Genomic DNA, 15,436 nt, shown 5'->3' with positions numbered 1-15,436 from the left:
GGATCCCGCTTGTTCTTTTTTCGGCACGCAGAGACGCAGAGAGAGCGGCGGATTGCCGCCCGGTCTCTCCGCGTCTCTGCGTGAACTCAAGATAAGCGGGGCCCCCGCCTTCGCGGGGGCGACGAGGTGTAAGTTCGATAGCACACCGGAATACTGGGGCGCCTCTGACGGGACGAACTGGCGCCAATCCAGCCCCGTTACACCGCGTTGCGCTTCGCAATCGCCCCCAGCACCGCCGCGCTCGGCTTGGGCGTGCGCGCGAACGTCGTGCGGTCGACCGAGCACAGTCCGTACTTGTGCTTGAAACCGAACACCCATTCGAAGTTGTCCGCCAGCGTCCAGTGGACATAGCCCAGCACCGGCACGCCATCGGCAATGACCTGCTGCAATCCGGCGAGCGATTCCGGAATGAACTTCGCGCGCACCGCGTCGTCCTCGATGCCGATGCCGTGTTCGGTCACCATCACCGGCCTCCCGGTCGCCTCATGGGCATAGCGCACCGCACCGGCCAGCGAGGCCGGGTAGATTTCCGTGCCCATCTGGTTGTGCGGCGCGTCGGCGGGGGGCTGGACCTGACCGTCCGCATTCCAGATCGCGCGGGCGTAGTTCTGCACGCCGATGAAGTCGTCCTGCTTGGCCAGTTCCAGCCAGGCGCCGTAGAACTGCTTGCGGATGGCATCGCGCTGGGAATTCGCGCCCACAGCCTGGTCGTCGCTCATGGTCAGGCTGACGCCCACCGGCAGATCGCCCCGCGCGGCCTTGATCGCGGCGCGGCCCGCCTTGTGCGCGGCGAGCATGTTTTCCTCCAGCAGCGGGATATCGTCATGCTCTGGCAGCATGCCGTTCTTGAAATTGGTGCTGCCGCTGGCCGCGCCCGCCGCCTGGTTCATCGCCTTCACCATGCCGGCCATCTGCGGCGGCAGGCCCTTGTCCACCAGGTGGATCATGTTCGGCTCGTTCAGCGTGGTGGCATAGCCCATGCCCGCCGCCAGCCGCCGCGCTGCCTTGTCGCAATAGCGCGCGAAGAGGTCGGCGGCGTCCTTCTGCGTCCAGCCGCCCTTCGCGGCGAACCAGCGGGGCAGGGTGAAGTGGTTGAACGTCACCATCGGCGTCAGCCCGCGCGCGTGGCAGCCCTCTATCATCCGCGCGTAGTGGTCGAGCATGGCGGTCGAGAACACGCCCGGCTGCGTTTCGATGCGGGCCCATTCGATCGAGAAGCGATAGGTATCCAGCCCCATCTGCTGCACCAGATCGAGGTCGCGCGGCCAGAGTTCGAAGGAGTTGTTGGCATCGCCAGAAGGCTCCATGAACATCGTCGGCTTCACTTGTTCGACCAGCCAGAGGTCGCTCAGCGCATTGTTGCCCTCCACCTGATGCGCGGCGCTGGCGGTGCCCCATTTGAAGCCTTTGGGGAAGCCTTTCGGCGTTGCCGCAATTGCCTTGCCTGCCTGCGTGGCAAGCGCGCTTGCTACCAGCCCGGAGGCCAACATCGTCCTGCGATCCATTACTCTCTCCCTGTTTGCGCCGGTTTACGGGATCAGCCGGTCGGCGGTTTCGTTCCATGTCGCCACGAGGTCGAATGCGCGATCCTCCAGCAGCCATTGCAGTTCCAGCCCGTCCATCGCCGCCAGCACTTGCCGGGCGAGGCGCTCGGGCGTCCCGCTCAGCGGGCCGAGCAGTTCGGCGAAACGGCGCCGCGCGAGCCGGTCGCGCGTGATGAAATAGGCGTGGGCGGGATGATCGGCAGCCAGCGCCTCCACCCGCAGCATGGCGTAGAGCCGCACGAGTTCAGGCCGCTCCGCATTGCGAGCGACGATGGCGGCCAGCACGCGCAGCATTTCGGCCCGGTCGCGCTGTTCGGCCTCTCTGGGGAAAAGCGCGGCAATGGCGTCCTCATCCTGCGCGTCGCGGTGGTCGAGCACGGCGAGCAGCAGGTCGGTCTTCGAGCCGAAGTGGTGGAGCAGCCCGGCGTCGGTCATTGCGCAGCGCATGGCGAGATCGCGGATCGAGAAGCCGTGAAAGCCGCGCTCGCCGATGACGGCAATGGCGCTGTCGAGGATCGCGGCGCGGCGGTCCTCGCGGTTCATCCGCGTGCGCATGGGCTTCCTCTCGCTACCTAGTGATCGCTAGGTAAGGCGATTGACGAGAGGCGGGAAGGGTGGCGCGTTAGCCATCGCCGGGGCGAAGTGGGGAGGGGGGAGGTCAGGCTGAGACGCAGAGCAGGCGGAGGAAGCCTGTAATTCAGCCAACTCCGTCGCCCCCGCGAAGGCGGGGCCCCCGCTGCCTTTTCGCTGCGCTCGCTAAGAAAAGCGGGGCCCCCGCCTGCGCGGGGACGACGAGGTGTTATATTTCGTGCCTCAGGTCCGGCCGGATAGATCCGGGATCCAGAGAGGCTTGCCCGGTAAGGCGACGTCTCCGCGTGAAACCGCATCACGTCTCGCCAAACAGCTCCCGCTGCGAAGCCTCGATTTCCTCGAAGTACCGCCGCCGCGCGTGGCGTTCGGTGACCACGCCGACGACTTTGCCAACGCCGTCCACCACCGCCAGTTCGTCCGCCACCGCCATGTCGAAGGCCTTGAGCATCGCGCGGATGTCGGTTGCGGGCGCAACGGACGTATCGACGAGTGTCGCCAGCGTGCCGACCTCCGCCTCGGGATCAAGCTCGGGATTCCATGCCGAGGCCGTGGAAACGATGCCGGCGTAGCGCTCTTCTTCGTCGAGCAGGATCGCCTTGCTGGCCGAACCGAGCGGCACGCGGGCGCGGAATTCGGACAGGGACAGCGTGGCCGGGGCCGAAACCCAGTCGGTGCGCATGATGCGCCCGGCCGTAAGGCTGAGCATCCAGCCGATGTCGCGCGGGCTGCGGATGATCGAGCCGCGGATGTGCAGCCGCCACGTCGAGAACGAGTAGCCGAACGTCTCCCGCGTGAAGGCGCTGGATACCAGAGCGGCGGTCAGCACCACGCCCATCAGCGCGAAATCGTGCGTGGTCTCCAGTATCAGCATGGCCAGCGTCATCGGCCCGCCGACCACCGACACCGCAAGGCCGCTCATGCCCACCAGTGCGGCCTGCGTGGGGTCGAGCTGGATGCCGAAAGGCAGCATCTGCACCGCGCCCGCGAAAATCAGGCCGACCAGCGATCCCAGGAACAGCGAGGCGAAGAACAGGCCGCCGCGAAAACCGAAGCTCAGCGAGATCACCGATGCCGCGATCTTCAGCACCAGCACCAGCAGCAGGAACTGGATCGGCGGCTGCATCGCCAGATTGAGATGCATCGCCCCGTGCCCGGCCGAGAGCGACTGCGGCGAAATCCACGCCAGCGGCATCAGCAGCATGCCGCCGATCAGCGGCCGCCACCGGGTTATCCGGGACAGGCGCTGGATGTGCATTTCGGCGAAAGTCACCATCCGCATGAGCAGGATGCCGACCAGCGCGCAGATCAGGCCGAGCAGGGCATAGATGAAGTAATCGCCGGTGGTCAGCGGCAGCTGGCTCGACGCCGCGATCAGATAGGGTTCGACGCCGAGCTGGCGGGTGATGAAGGCCGCGCCCAGCGCGGCGGCAATGACCGGGGCGATGGCCGCCGGGGTATAGGTGCCGATCACGATCTCGAACGCGTAGAACGCGCCCGCCAGCGGCGCGCCGAACGCCGCACCCACCGCCGCGCCCGCGCCCGCGCCGACCAGCGTGCGCATGTCCGCGCGGCGCAGCTTGAACCACTGGCCCAGCACCGAGGCGACGCCGCCGCCCATCTGCGCATAGGCGGCCTCCAGCCCTACCGAGGCTCCCGCGCCGTTGGAAACGATGGTCTGGGCGGAGATGATGAGGTTGTCGATGAAGGGAATGCGCCCGCTGTGGAGGGCATTGCCCTCGACCACGTCGATCGGCGCGCGGCGGCGATGGCGCAGCAGATAGGCGATGCCGACCAGCAGCAGCCCGCCGAAGGGGAGCGCCAGCAGCCTTATCGGATGGCGGATTTCGCCGATGGCGCTCAGGCGGTTGCCGGTGACGCCGTAAAGAACCTGTTGGATAGCGTGGGCGAGGAAGCTCTGGAGGTTCGTCAGCCAGCCCGCCGCGATCCCCGCAAGGACGGCGAGCAAAATGAAGGCCAGTTCGCTCTCGCGCAGCCGCCGGCGCTGGCGCACGATAAGGGCTTTCAGCGCGTTAACGGCTGGTCTTCGCATCGAAGCCGATTGAGCCTCCGGGCGTGGGGGAGTCAAGGCGGGTCTTGGGGGAAACGGAGGATTTTGGGGAGAGGGCTCGATCTGACGGTCTTGCCCGGCACCGCTACCACACTCCGCTCATCCTGAGCTTGTCGAAGGATCTGCCCAGCTTGAGTCGGTCGCAGGAGCGGCTTCATCCTCTGGGTTGTGCGCGACTGAAGCGGTTACACCCCTCCGTCAGCGCTGCGCGCTGCCACCTCCCCTTGCAGGGGAGGAATGAGAGAAGTTAAGCCCCGAACCATCCTTTGGCATCCGCCGCCGCCAGCTCGCCTTCGAGATAATCCCAAAGCGCCGGTGCGCCGAGGCTGATCTGCGCTTTCAGCCGCTTCACCACCCGCTCGTGGCTGATCGCGTTCTCGCGCCAGCTCTGACCTTCATTGCGCAAGTTCAGCAGCGCCGGCATGGCGCGATCGATGGCGTGGGCGAAGCGAGCCTCGACGGTCTGTTCTTCCTCGAACTCGATCCAGAGGCCGCGTAAGTAGTCGGCTTCGGGATCGGGGAGCATGCCGAAGATGCGGTCGATGGCGGCGCGTTCGGCCGCCTTGCGCTCGGCCAGTCCTTCCTCGAAGAAGACCATGACGTCGCCGGTCTCGATCTCGCCGATGTCGTGCACCAGCAGCATCGCCATGACCCGGCCGATGTCCGGCGTGCCCGCGGCATAAGGCGCCAGCGCCACCGCGAAGAGCGCGATCTGCCAGCTATGCTCGGCCGAGTTCTCGTAACGGTCGAGGCCGACGGGCTTCACCTTGCGCGTCACCGCCTTGAGCCGGTCCAGCTCCATCACGAAGTCGATGACGTTCTGCATTGCCCTTGCCTCCATTGCGACCGGCCGTCGTTGCGGGCCGCCTTGGAGGCTTGGCTGGCGATTCTCAAGCGGGGAGGGCGGGCTGTGCAACTCAAATCCACTCGACCCAAACCGGTCACGCCAAGTCCTTAAGCCCAAACCCTCACCCCAAAACCTCGTCATCCCCGCGAAGGCGGGGATCCCGCTTCTTCTTTTTCAGCACGCAGAGACGCATGAACTGAAGAAAAGCGGGGCCCCCGCCTTCGCGGGGGCGACGGTGTGATGGTTGGAAAGCCCGAGCTTGGCCAACCTGACCGAAGCTTACTTCGGCGGCATGCGAATGCCGCCGTCGAGGCGGATGCACTGCCCGTTGAAGTACGTATTGCGCGCCAGTTCCATCACCAGCGAGGCGAATTCCTCGGGATTGCCCAGCCGCTTGGGGAAGGGCACGGCCTTGCCGAGGCCTTCGTAGACCGCCTCGTTCATTTCCTTCACCCGAAGCATCGGCGGCGTGGCGAAAGTGCCCGGCAGGATGGCGTTGACGCGGATGCCAAGGTCCATGAGGTCGCGGGCCATCGGCAGGACCATGGCGTTCACCGCGCCCTTGCCGCCGCCATAGGCGACTTGGCCGATCTGCCCGTCCTGCGATGCGGCGGAAGAGGTCAGGATGATGGAGCCGCGCTCGCCGTCCTCGTTCAGCGGATCGGCATTGGCCATGCCCAGGGCGGCGATCGAGGCGACGCGGTAGGAGGCGGTGAAGATGCCTTCGGCAGACTTGGCGATCTGCTCGGTGGGCGCGCGCTTGTAGGCGCCGGTGGCCTTGTCGAACGAGACGGTCTTGCCGCCGCCCGCGACGACCGCGCAGTGCACCACGATCCGCTCCTGCCCATGGGCGGCGCGGGCCTTGGCGAAGCCGGCCTCCACGCTTTCCTCGTCCAGGATGTTGACCTTGCAGAACACGCCGCCGATTTCGGCCGCGAAAGCCTCGCCCGCTTCCTCGCTGATGTCGAACACGGCAACCTTCACGCCCGCGTCGGCAAGGGCCTGCGCGCTGGCGCGGCCGAGGCCCGATGCGCCGCCGGTAACGACGGCGGCCAAGGTGGTGTCGATCTTCATGGCGACGGATTCTCCCGCGATTCGTGTCTGTTCGTGTTTGCCCACGGGCTAGCGCACTTCGGCCCGGCGGTGCGCGGGGGAATGCGCGTGGGCGCCAAGTATCGCTCCAGCGCAATGGGGGACCTGCGGCGCGTGCGGCTTGCATCGATTGCCGATGGCGCTGCACCTTCGGACAGGCGAGCGCGGGGCCTCGGTGGAAGACCCGTGCGGGAAAGGGCCGCGCAAGAGCCGGCCCGGAAAATAACGAGCGGAGAGCGAAATGGCCGAAGGGGATGTGGTGCTCGACACCAGCGACGTCGACAAGTGGGTGGGCAAGCCCGTTATCTTCGCGGAGTTCTGGGACCCCTGCAACGCGACCGACATCCGCCGCTGGGCACAGGCGATGGACTATGCCAACCCCTTGCACTGGGACGAGAATTTCGCCCGCGCCAGCAAGTTCGGCGGCATCGTCGCGCCGCAGAGCTTTACCGTGGCGATGGACTATGGCCACGGTTGCCACCCGTCCTGCGTCGGCAAGATTCCGGGCTCTCACCTGATCTTCGCGGGGGAGGAATGGTGGTTCTACGGCAATCCCGTCCGCCCCGGCGACAAGCTGGTGCAGGAGCGCACGTTCGCGGGCTATCGCATTGCCGAGACGGGTTTTGCGGGCCCGACGATGTTTGCGGACGGCGATACCGTGCACCGCAACCAGCACGGCGCGCTGGTGGCCAAGGAGCGCGCGACCTCGATCCGTTACCTTGTGGAGGAGGCCAACAAGCGCAAGGTCTACGACAAGGAAAACCGCGCGCCGAAGCTCTGGACCAAGGCCGAGCTGGATGAAGTGGCGAAGCTGCGGCTGGAATGGATCCGCTCGAACCGCGAGGGGATTTCGCCGCGCTGGAAGGACGTGAACGTCGGCGATGCCTTGCCGCGCCGCGTGATCGGCCCGCACAGCCGCGTGACGTTCGCGCTCGAATGCCGCGCGCATCGGCAGAACATCTGGGGCACCTGGCGCTGGAACGTGCCTGAGGGCATGTACGATCCGGCGCAGGAAGACGCCGGCTTCGGCGGCGACATGACCTACGATTTCGAGGCGCGCAAAATCGATCCGCGTCAGGCCGACGGCCTGTTCCATGGCCCCAGCTCGGGCCACATCAATCCCGAGAAGGCCGAGAAAGTCGGCATGGGCGGGGCCTATGGCTATGGCTCGTCGATGAATGCCTGGCACCTCGACACGGTGGCCTACTGGGCTGGGCACGAGGGCTATATCTGGCACTCGAAAACGCAGTTCCGCAGCCCCGCTTTCGAGGGCGACGTGACCTACGTGGACGCCACCGTGACCGACAAGCAGGAGACCAGCGAATTCGGCATGCCGGTGGTCACGGTCGAAACCCGGATGTCCACGCAGGACGGGGCGACGATCCTCAAAGGCACCGCGACGGTTTCGCTGCCTCTTTAATAGGGCTGCTCTGAAAGAGAGGAGAGTGCCATGGCGGACCGTGAGGACATTGTCGAACTGCTGAACCTCTACGGGCTCGCCATGGACACCCGGCGCTGGTCTCTGTTCGACCGCATTTTTACCCCCGATTGTGCGGTCGATTACGGCCCGGGTTCGTGCTGGGACGCGTTAGGTGCCTTCAAGGACGCGTTCGGTGCCTTTCATGCACTGTTCGACGCGACCCAGCATGTGATGAGCAATCACCTTGTCCGGGTCGAGGGAGACCGCGCGTTTTCGATGACGTATGGGCAGTGGCGGCTCATCCGCCATGCCGCCGGTGAGCCGCCGGTCTGGGACGGCAGCGGGTACTACGACGACGAACTCATCCGCACCGAACAGGGTTGGCGGATCGCCCAGCGCACGTGCCGGGTGATCTACTGGACCGGCAACCCGCGCGTGCAGACGCCGAGCGAGGATCTTGAATTCAAGCTCGACCTCGTCGCGCTCCACAAGGAGGCGGAGGCTGGGAATATCGGCCTGTTGAAACCGTAGGGTGGGATCAATGTACCCCCCGCTTCAGCCCCACTATTTCGTCGCCCCCGCGAAGGCGAGGGCCCCGCTTTCTTGAAACATCTCGTTCGCGCGCAAGAAAAGCGGGATCCCCGCCTTCGCGGGGATGACGGAGGTGGGGTTAGGTTTTACGCGCCTTTTTTTTGGGGCGGCCATTCGAACCTACCCACGCCGCCAACGCAAAACCGGTTCAGTCGAAGTCGAGAGTGACGTGGGGAATATCGCCCTCGATCCGGCCATGCGGGGTCTGGTAGTCGGTAACCGGCACGCCGAGATCGCGGCCGATATCCAGCGTTTCGCCATTGCCGGCCGCCATCAGCATCGACGTCGGCAGATGGACTTTCGCCAGTTCACTTCCGTTGGCGCTCAGCGTCACGGTGGCCGGGCCGCCCAGAGCCTCGACCGCAAAGCGCATGGTGAGGGTGACGGCCCCCTGCGGCAGCGCGCGGTCGCCCACTACGCGGGTGATTTCGTCGGGATCGGTCGATCGCGCGGCGACGAAGGCAGGGCGCCCCCTGTCGAGATAGAGGCTCCATCCCCCGAACCGGCTGCCGAACGCCACGACCGCGCCCGAGGCCGTGCCGGTATCGAGTCTCAGGTCCGCATTCAGCGTGAAACTGCGGGCGAACGGCACCGGCTCGCTGTTTGCCGGGAGGCTGATGTCCTTGCCCCAGAAATCGAAATGCTTCCTGCCGCTGCCGCGCATCGCCGCCGCGCCGCGGGCCATGGCGAAGCGGTGATCGAGCGGGAAGACGTTGTTGCGCGCGGCTTCCTGCTTCCACAGGTCGAGCATCGCCTGAAGCCGCGCAGGCTCCTTCGCGGCAAGATCGGTGGACTGGGAGAAATCCCGGCTCAGATCGTAGAGCGACCACTGCATCGTCGGCCGCGCGCCGCCCGGTGGCAGGTTCTCCCAGGCGAGGCGGCCATCGTCTCCGGAGAGGAACCAGCCGTCGTGGTATAGCCCGACCTTGCCGCCGATCTCGAAGTACTGGGTGCGCGGTTTCGCAGCGTCGCAGGAGGACAGGCTGGCCAGCAGGCTCTCTCCGTCCAGCGGCTTCTGGGCCACGCCGTAGACACTCTGCGGCGCGGGCAGATGCGCGGCGTCGAGCACGGTCGGTACGATGTCGACAAGGTGGGAGAACTCGCTGCAGACAGTGCCGGGATGGGCGACATGACCTTTCCACGACAGGATCATGCCATTGCGGATGCCGCCGAGGAACGAGGCATATTGCTTGGTCCAGCGCAGCGGCGTGTTCATCGCCCAAGACCAACCGGCAGGGTAGCTCTCGTAGGTCATCGGGCCGCCGAGCTTGTCGATATTGGCCTGCATCCAGGCCTCGCTCTCGTCGTGCTTGCCCATCGAGCGCAGTTCGTTGATCGTGCCCTTCGGACCGGCTTCCGCGCTGGCGCCGTTGTCGCCGATCACCAGTGCGACGAGCGTGTTGTCGAGCGCGCCCATGCGCTGCAACTCGTCCAGCACCCTGCCGATCTGCTCGTCCTGATAGGCCAGCTGCGCGGCGGCGACTTCCATCGTGCGCGCGGCGAAAGCTTTCTGACCGGGGGTGAGGCTGTCCCACGCGGGAATTTCGGCGGGGCGCGGAGTCAGCTGGGTGCCCTTGGGCAGGATCCCCATGGCCAATTGGCGGCGCCATGTCTGTTGGCGCTGCACGTCCCAGCCCTGATCAAACTTGCCCTTGAAGCGGGCGATATATTCGGGCGGTGCCTGATGCGGGGCGTGGGTGGAGCCGGGCGCCAAATAGGCGAAGAACGGCTTGTCGGGCGCGGCGGCCTTCTGGTTGTGGACCCAGCGGATCACGTCATCCGCCAGCCGGCTGTCGAGCAGTTTGCCCTCGTCCGCGTCCACCTCGACGCGCTGGGTGTCGCGGTAGAGGATCGGCGAATACTGGTCGCTGTCGCCGCTGATGAAGCCGAAAAAGTGCTCGAAGCCGAGCCCGGTCGGCCAGCCGTCGAAGGGGCCGGCCTCGCTGCGTTCATTGGAAGGCAGGTTGTGATGCTTGCCGAACATCGCCGTGTTGTACCCGTTTAGCCGCAGGATCTGCGCCATGGTGGCGGTTTCCGGCAGGATTCTTCCGCCATAGCCGGGGAAGGGCGAGGGCACGTCGCTCAGCCAGCCGACCCCGGCATTGTGGTGGTTGCGGCCGGTCAGTAGCGCGGCGCGGCTGGGCGAGCAGATGCCGGTCGTATGGAACCGGTTATAGCGCACGCCTTGCGCCGCCAGTCGCTCGAAGTTGGGGGTGGGCACCGGGCCGCCGAACGCGCTGGACATCGCGAAGCCAACGTCGTCGCTCATCATCAGGAACACGTTGGGCGCGCCCTGCGGCACGCGGACCGGAACGCCGGGCGCGCCCTTGGCGTCGAGCACGTTCTCGGCCGTGGTACCTGCGAACGGCGCGGCAGGGATCGGCAAAGCCGAGCGCGACAGCTCCGGCGCCTGCGGAGATTGCGCTCCTGCCGTCGTCGCCGCCGCGCAGGCCACCGCGCTGATCAGCCAACCGAATTTCCGCTTCATATCGCACTCTCCCATTGCGGGACTTGCGATAGGGCTCGCGCGGAGATGTCGTCCAATGCATATCAAGCCATGATTGGATGCATGATGGGAATACCATGGACCTGACGCGCCTTCGCCATATCGTTGCCGTTGCCCGTAACCAGAGCTTCTCGCGCGCGGCGGAGGAGGAGGGTATCACCCAGCCCGCGCTCAGCCGCAGCATTGCTGCGTTCGAGCAGCGGCACGGGGTCAACCTGTTCGACCGAGGACGCGGCGGCGTCCATGCGACGGCGGCGGGGCTTCACGTTGTCGAGCAGGCAAAGCGGCTGCTCGACGCGGCAGGAGACCTTGAACGCAGCCTCAAGCGCTATCCGCTGGGCGAGCCGGGGCAAGTCGCCATCGGGCTGGGGCCGCTGATGGCGGGCCTGTTCCTGCCACGTATCGCCAGTTCGCTGCTGCGGACCTGGCCGGCCATCCGCATCCGAACGCAGGTGCGGGTGCCGGATCAGCTGGTTGCCGAATTGCTGAACGACCGGATCGAGATGATCCTTGGCAACGACTGGAACCTTGGACGGGTCCCCGGCACCGAGATCGAGCGGCTGGGCCGGATCCGGGTGGCGTGCATGGTGCGCGGCGGCCATCCGTTGGCGGGCAAGGGGGCCGTGACGATGGCCGATCTGGAAGCCTATCCGGTCGCCAGCGCCGTGGACATGCCGACCGGCGGCATGAGCGGCGACGCGGGCAGCTTCATCTGCGACAATTTCCATGTCCTGCGCGAGACAGTCCTGCGGAGCGACTGCGTCTGGATATCCTCGCCCACTTTCCTTGCCGACGATTTGCGCGAGGGGCGGATCGTCCAGCTTGACGTCGCGGGCAGTCCGCAGGCGCATGGGGAAATCTGCCTGATCGCCCGGCGCGGCCGCACGCGTTCTCCGGCGGCAGTTGCAGTGGCGGAGGAAGTCCGGGCATTGCTGGACGAGGCGGATGCGTGAGCGGGGTAGGGAAAAGGCGGCGGCCTGGCGAAAATCCCGAAGTCCCATCGTTTTTCTAGCCTGCCGGGCAAGGCCGTGCCATCAGGGCCTTCGCACAGGACCGAATACCAAGAGGAAGTGACAAAAATGGCAGGAACACATGGTGGCAAGGTGGCTGGCGCAGCGCCGGTCGCGGAACTCACCGTGCGCGGCGTGCTTCTGGGGGGCGTCATCACGCTCTTCTTCACGGCCGCCAACGTCTATCTCGGCCTCAAGGTCGGGCTCACTTTCGCGACCTCGATCCCGGCTGCCGTCATTTCGATGGCGATCCTGCGCGCGCTTGGAAATTCGACGATTCTGGAAAACAACATCGTCCAGACCGTGGCGAGCGCGGCGGGCACGCTGGCGGCGATCATTTTCGTGCTGCCCGGTCTCGTCATGATCGGCTGGTGGCAGGGCTTCCCCTACTGGACCACGGCGGCGATCACCGGCACCGGCGGCATTCTCGGCGTGCTGTTCTCCGTCCCGCTGCGCCGCGCGCTGGTGGTCGATACCTCGCTGCCCTATCCCGAGGGCCATGCCGCGGCCGAAGTGCTGCGCGTCGGTTTCGCCACCGATCAGGGCGCGGAAGAAAGCGCCAAGGGCCTGTCGGTGCTGCTGTGGAACGCGCTGGCCTCGGCCGGTTTCGCGATCCTCACGCAGACGCGCCTGATGGTGGCCGAAGCCTCGATCTGGTTCCGCACGGGCGCCGGCGCGACCGGCATTTCGGGCGGGCTTTCCTTCGCGCTGCTGGGTGTTGGCCATCTGGTCGGCCTCTCGGTCGGGCTGGCGATGTTCCTTGGCCTCGTGATCGGCTGGTGGGTATTGCTGCCGATGCTGACGGCGCAGAATCCCATGCCCAACGGCACCGTGGAAAGCTGGGCGACCAGCGTGTTCAGCGCCGACGTGCGCTTCTTCGGCGCGGGCGTGATCGCCGTTGCCGCGATCTGGACGCTGCTGCGCATCGCCGGTCCGGTGCTCTCGGGCATTCGTTCGGCGATGGCGGCAAGCCGCGCGCGCAATGCTGGGCATACGCTGGCTCTGGAGGAACAGGACCTGCCGATCGGCATCGTGCTGATCGGCACGCTGGCGATGCTCGTGCCCATCGGCATCCTGCTTTCGAGCGTGCTTTCGGGCGGGGCTCTGGCGGGCTCGCAGCTTATGCTTATTGCCGGTGCGCTGCTGTTCGTGTTGGTCATGGGCCTGCTGATCGCGGCGGTCTGCGGCTATATGGCCGGGCTGATCGGCGCGTCGAACTCGCCGGTTTCGGGCATCGGCATCCTCTCGGTGGTCGCGGCGGCGGTGCTGCTGGTGGGCCTGTTCGGGCGCGACCAGTCAGCGGATACGACTGCAGCGCTGGTCGCTTATGCGCTGATCGTCACCGGCGTGGTCTTCGGCGTGGCGACGATCTCGAACGACAATCTTCAGGACCTCAAGACCGGCCAACTCGTCGGCGCGACGCCGTGGAAGCAGCAGGTCGCGCTGGTGATCGGCGTGATCTTCGGCTCGCTCGTGATCCCGCCGGTGCTCGATCTGCTCAACACTGCCTTCGGTTTCGCCGGGGCGCCGGGCGCGGGCCCGGAGGCACTTCCCGCTCCGCAGGCCGCGCTGATCTCGGCACTGGCCAAGGGCGTGCTGGGCGGTGACCTCAACTGGACGATGATCGGTTGGGGTGCGGCTGCGGGCGTTGTCTTCATCGTGCTCGACGAAGTGCTGGGCCTTATGGGCAAGCTCCGCCTGCCGCCGCTCGGCGTCGGGATCGGCATCTATCTGCCGATGAGCGTGATCCTGCCCACCGTCACTGGTGCAGTGGTCGGCTGGTTCTACGACCGTTGGGCCGGGCGCCAGAAGGACCCCGAGTTCGCCCACCGCATGGGCGTGCTGACCGCGACCGGCCTTATCGTCGGCGAGAGCCTCTGGGGCGTCGGCTTCGCGGGTATCGTCGCGGCTTCGGGCAGCGACAGTCCGCTCGCGCTTGTCGGCGATCTCGGCCAGATTCCGCTGGTGCTGGGGACGGCGGTGTTCGTGTTGCTGGTGGCGGTGCTGTACCGGCGCACGGTTGCGCTCGTCACGCGGCCCTGACACCGGGGCCTCTCGACAAGGAAGCTTTCGATGCCGCGAAACCCCAAGCTCGACGAGCGTACTTGCCGAATGATCTGCCCGATTGCGGCCGCGATGGTGGGCGTCTGCCTGACCGCGATCGGGATCATCCAGATCAAGCTGGCAGTGCAGGGCAGCCAGACTTTCGCCGACGACTTGCTCTCGCTGGACGCGGTGCTGTTTCTGGTCGCGACGCTTTCGGCCTATTTCGCCTTGCGCGGCGGATCGGATCGGCGGCTCTTCGTGCTTGAGCACATCGCCGACATCAGCTTCATCACCGCGATGACGCTGATGGCCGGTGTGTGTATCTTCATCACCTACGCATTCAGCGTCTGAGAATCCGTTCGGCGTAGAACGCCGACGCGAAAGAGTCACAGGGCGTGCTTATGCGCGCCGGAGTGACCGATCCCTTTCCCAAGGATTCCCTGCGGGCCTTCGCGGTATCGCATCTGGCGAAGAACCTCTTGTGGTCGGCCGAGGACGCCTTCGCCTTCTACGTTCTGGTGGTGGTGCTGCGGCTCGATCCGGTTCTTGCCGGGGGCGTGTTTCTGGCCGGTTCGGCGTGGAATGCCCTGCTCGACATCGGCTGGGGCGCTTTGCTGGCCCGGCGGCCTGCACTGGGTCGCTGGCTGCCGGTCATCGCTGCCGTGGCCGCGCCTGTTGCTTGCGTGAGCTTTGCATTGTTGCCGCTGGCCGGTCCGGGCGGCATTGGCCCGGCGATTGCTCTGATTCTTTTGTTCCGCACCAGTTTCGCCTTCTTCGACGTGCCGCACAATGCACTGAACGTGCCCTTGGCGGCACATTACGGGCACATGCGCCTGATGCGCCTGCGCACGATCGTATCCGCGGGCGGTGCGCTGCTGGTTGCGGCGATGGCGCTGCCGCTGATGCTGATCGGCGGCCCCCGATTGCCGACGATGCTCTTCGCATTTCTGGCCTGCATCGCCTTCCTGGGTCTGCTGCCGCTGCCCTGGATGTTCACCCATCTATGGCGCGGGCGGGGCGAGCGTCCGGCGAGCAGCACCGGCCTTCGCGACATGGCGCGCGTCGCGCTTTGCGTGCTGCCCTTCTGCCTTGCGCAGATGGTTGGCGCCGGGGCGCTGGGCGCGATCGGTAAGGCGCTGCTGCATCTCAGGATCAGCACCCAGTGGGTGCTTGCCGCTGCGCCTCTGGCCATTGCCATCGCGCGGCTGGGGGTGATCCCGGCGTGGAACGCGCTCGCCAGACGGCACGGCCTCGCGCAGAGCCTGTCCGCCGCCTATCTTTGCATCGGTGCGGTGATCCTGCTGCTGCCGGTGGCGGTCGATGCCGGTCCCTTCGGTGCGATCGTGGTGTTCGCGGTGTTCGGCGGACTGGTGGGCGGGATCGCGCTGCTGGCATGGTCGCTGTTTTCGGAGTTGGTCGGGCAGGCGCCGGCGATCCGCGGACCGGGAGATTGCAGCCTCGCCTATGGCCTGTTTACGGCAACGACCAAGATCGGCCTCGGCGCTTCGGCCTGCCTTGCGGGCAAGTGGCTGGAATCGCAGTCCGACCTGATCGCCATGAACGGCGCGGCGCTTTGGCCGCTGGCCGTGGGTACCGCCGCGTTGTGCTTGACTTGCTCCCTTCTCACGGTCCGGCCGGTCTGGATATTCCGCCTGCGTCCCCGCGCTAGTGTGCCCGGAAATGCTTCCGGCTGACCGGCTTTCGAACAGTTCATTTCGAAA

At 66.3% G+C, this 15,436-nt stretch carries 12 protein-coding genes; 6 read left to right on the top strand and 6 right to left on the bottom strand.

Going from position 1 to position 15,436, the window contains the following annotated elements; all coding sequences use genetic code 11:
• Positions 1-197 precede the first annotated feature (197 nt).
• From AC1VVK_RS04555 to AC1VVK_RS04535, 5 genes are all read right to left on the bottom strand, one after another.
• Positions 198-1,505: a glycoside hydrolase family 1 protein gene (locus tag AC1VVK_RS04555; RefSeq protein WP_482904553.1), complete on the bottom strand. Its 1,308-nt coding sequence runs from the start codon at positions 1,503-1,505 to the stop codon at positions 198-200.
• 24 nt (positions 1,506-1,529) lie between these two features.
• Positions 1,530-2,099: a TetR/AcrR family transcriptional regulator gene (locus AC1VVK_RS04550; protein WP_482904552.1), complete on the bottom strand. Its 570-nt coding sequence runs from the start codon at positions 2,097-2,099 to the stop codon at positions 1,530-1,532.
• A 331-nt stretch (positions 2,100-2,430) separates the two neighbouring features.
• Positions 2,431-4,185: a chloride channel protein gene (locus AC1VVK_RS04545; protein WP_482904551.1), complete on the bottom strand. Its 1,755-nt coding sequence runs from the start codon at positions 4,183-4,185 to the stop codon at positions 2,431-2,433.
• A 265-nt stretch (positions 4,186-4,450) separates the two neighbouring features.
• On the bottom strand, positions 4,451-5,029 hold the full coding sequence (locus tag AC1VVK_RS04540) for an HD domain-containing protein (RefSeq protein WP_482904550.1): 579 nt from the start codon (positions 5,027-5,029) through the stop codon (positions 4,451-4,453).
• A 300-nt stretch (positions 5,030-5,329) separates the two neighbouring features.
• Complete coding sequence (locus tag AC1VVK_RS04535; RefSeq protein ID WP_482904549.1) at positions 5,330-6,124, bottom strand: SDR family oxidoreductase; 795 nt, start codon at positions 6,122-6,124, stop codon at positions 5,330-5,332.
• A 259-nt stretch (positions 6,125-6,383) separates the two neighbouring features.
• Here AC1VVK_RS04535 and AC1VVK_RS04530 point away from each other — a divergent pair, with 259 nt between their 5' ends.
• Positions 6,384-7,562 carry an FAS1-like dehydratase domain-containing protein gene (locus tag AC1VVK_RS04530; RefSeq protein ID WP_482904548.1) on the top strand — a complete coding sequence of 393 codons (1,179 nt, stop codon included), beginning with the start codon at positions 6,384-6,386 and terminating at the stop codon, positions 7,560-7,562.
• A gap of 30 nt (positions 7,563-7,592) precedes the next feature.
• The gene (locus AC1VVK_RS04525) at positions 7,593-8,093 is read left to right on the top strand and encodes a nuclear transport factor 2 family protein (RefSeq protein WP_482904547.1); all 501 of its coding nucleotides are present in this window, start codon (positions 7,593-7,595) and stop codon (positions 8,091-8,093) included.
• A 208-nt stretch (positions 8,094-8,301) separates the two neighbouring features.
• Here the strand turns inward: AC1VVK_RS04525 and AC1VVK_RS04520 are convergent, their stop codons facing one another.
• Positions 8,302-10,641, bottom strand: coding sequence for an arylsulfatase (locus tag AC1VVK_RS04520; protein ID WP_482904546.1), 2,340 nt, complete (start codon positions 10,639-10,641; stop codon positions 8,302-8,304).
• A gap of 95 nt (positions 10,642-10,736) precedes the next feature.
• Between AC1VVK_RS04520 and AC1VVK_RS04515 the strand changes: the two genes are divergently transcribed.
• The 4 genes from AC1VVK_RS04515 (at position 10,737) to AC1VVK_RS04500 (ending at position 15,409) form a co-directional block, all read left to right on the top strand.
• On the top strand, positions 10,737-11,612 hold the full coding sequence (locus AC1VVK_RS04515) for a LysR family transcriptional regulator (protein WP_482904545.1): 876 nt from the start codon (positions 10,737-10,739) through the stop codon (positions 11,610-11,612).
• Between the two features lie 126 nt (positions 11,613-11,738).
• Positions 11,739-13,712, top strand: a complete 1,974-nt coding sequence (locus AC1VVK_RS04510; RefSeq protein ID WP_132386442.1) for an OPT family oligopeptide transporter — start codon at positions 11,739-11,741, stop codon at positions 13,710-13,712.
• A 30-nt stretch (positions 13,713-13,742) separates the two neighbouring features.
• Positions 13,743-14,066, top strand: coding sequence for a hypothetical protein (locus AC1VVK_RS04505; protein ID WP_482904544.1), 324 nt, complete (start codon positions 13,743-13,745; stop codon positions 14,064-14,066).
• 50 nt (positions 14,067-14,116) lie between these two features.
• Positions 14,117-15,409: an MFS transporter gene (locus AC1VVK_RS04500; RefSeq protein ID WP_482905115.1), complete on the top strand. Its 1,293-nt coding sequence runs from the start codon at positions 14,117-14,119 to the stop codon at positions 15,407-15,409.
• The last annotated feature ends 27 nt before the right edge of the window (positions 15,410-15,436 follow it).

Source organism: Novosphingobium sp. BL-S-32 (genome assembly GCF_056857055.1).
Note: the sequence above shows the minus strand (reverse complement) of the source record. Positions and strands in the feature narration are given on the sequence as shown.